Origin of the sequence: Bartonella sp. AS69XJJH (genome assembly GCF_042195585.1) — a bacterium.
GTDB lineage: Bacteria > Pseudomonadota > Alphaproteobacteria > Rhizobiales > Rhizobiaceae > Bartonella.
On the sequence record NZ_JBHIOO010000070.1, the window covers coordinates 1 to 1,927 of the forward strand.

The 1,927-nt window shown below is 42.5% G+C and carries 1 protein-coding gene; it reads left to right on the forward strand.

The genetic code is table 11. From position 1 onward, the window contains the following. On the forward strand, window positions 1-1,898 hold a 1,898-nt coding region (locus tag ACFIK6_RS09600), incomplete at its 5' end, for a VirB4 family type IV secretion/conjugal transfer ATPase (protein WP_375677596.1). Window positions 1,899-1,927: the final 29 nt, after the last annotated feature.

Genomic DNA, 1,927 nt, shown 5'->3' on the forward strand with positions numbered 1-1,927 from the left:
TTCGCAAGCTTGAAGATATTACGACAGATCTTATTCAAAATTTAGAGCGTTATGGTGCAAAAAGACTGAGCCTTTATGAACATGAAGGCAATATTTATTCGCAGCAAAGTGAATTTATCCACCAATTGGTAGGAGGTCGTCGTGAACGCATACCGTTGACATGGGGGACGATAGCGTCGACTGTTTATTCAGACCGTCTCATTTTTGGGAAAGAGATCATAGAAATACGCACCGAGGCGGGACAGCGTTTTGCGGGCATGTTTGGTTGGAAAGAATATCCAGCAAAAACCAGGGTAGGCATGGCGGATGGTTTGCTCACCCTTCCCTTTGAATTTATTTTCACCCAATCTTTTGTTTTCAAGAGCAAAAACATTGCCAAGCAGATTATGGGGCGCAAACAAAACCAAATGGTCAATGCAGGAGACCGTGCGGGCTCACAAATTATGGAACTTGATGATGCGCTTGATGATCTTGAATCCAATCGTTTTGTTTTAGGCGAGCATCATTTATCATTGGCAGTTTTTGCTGATACACCACAAGAGCTAGCGGATAATCTTGCCAAAGCGCGTTCTCATCTTACAAATGGTGGGGCTGTGATTGCGCGGGAAGATTTAGGGTTAGCGGCGGCTTGGTGGGCACAATTGCCTGGTAATTATGCTTATCGCACCCGCTCTGGGGCGATAACCAGCCGCAATTATGCAGCGCTTTCTCCATTTCATTCTTTTCCGGTTGGAAAAATAGATGGCAATGTGTGGGGACCAGCGGTAGCCTTGATGAAAACCTCTGCTGGTTCACCGTTTTATTTTAACTTTCACTTTGGTGATTTAGGCAATACGTTTGTTTGTGGTCCCTCTGGTTCTGGGAAAACGGTTATTGTCAATTTTCTTTTAGCACAACTTCAAAAGCATGATCCCAATATGGTCTTTTTTGACAAAGATCGGGGTGCAGAACTTTTTGTCAGAGCGGGTGGCGGCACTTATATGCCCTTGAAAAATGGTAGACCGACAGGCATAGCCCCCTTGAAAGGCTTAGACTATAACAATCCAGCAGATAGAGTTTTTTTACGCCAATGGATTATAAAGCTTGTTTCTTCTGAAGATCAAAAGATCAGTGAATCAGAAAGACAAGACATCACGGCGGCTGTTGAGCAGCTTGCCTTGTTGCCCAAAGAACAACGGACGATCTCTGCCTTACAAATGTTTTTTGACACCACGCATAGGGAGGGGATATCGGGTCGTTTAGAAAGATGGTGTAAAGGCAATGCCTTAGGGTGGGTTTTTGACAATCCTGATGACGACATTGGCATTGATGCAAAATTTATTGGTTATGACATGACGGATTTTTTAGACAATAATGAAATTCGTCCACCGCTCATGATGTATCTTTTTCATAGAATTTTGTCTCTGATTGATGGGCGTCGTATTATCATTGTCATTGATGAGTTTTGGAAAGCCTTAGAGGACGATTCCTTTAAAGCCTTTGCGCAAGACAGGCTGAAGACCATTCGTAAACAAAATGGTTTGATGTTGTTTGCAACGCAATCTCCCAAAGATGCGATCAATTCGACCATTGCTCACACCATTATAGAGCAATGCCCCACACAGATTTATTTTCCCAATCAAAAGGGCAATCATGGGGATTATGTAGAAGGTTTTAAATTATCGGACAGAGAATTTAACCTGATACAATCAGAATTAAGCCGTGAGTCACGGCGTTTTCTCATCAAACAAGGGCAAAGTTCTGTTGTAGCAGAACTGAATTTACGCGGCTTTGATGATGAAATAGCCATTTTAAGCGGCACCACCAAGAATATTGAACTCCTAGAGACCATTATGGATGAAGTTGGACAATCTCCAGAAAAATGGCTTCCTATTTTTCAAGAAAGGTCAAAACAATGAAAAAACTTTTATTGGCAACAGCCCTTTGC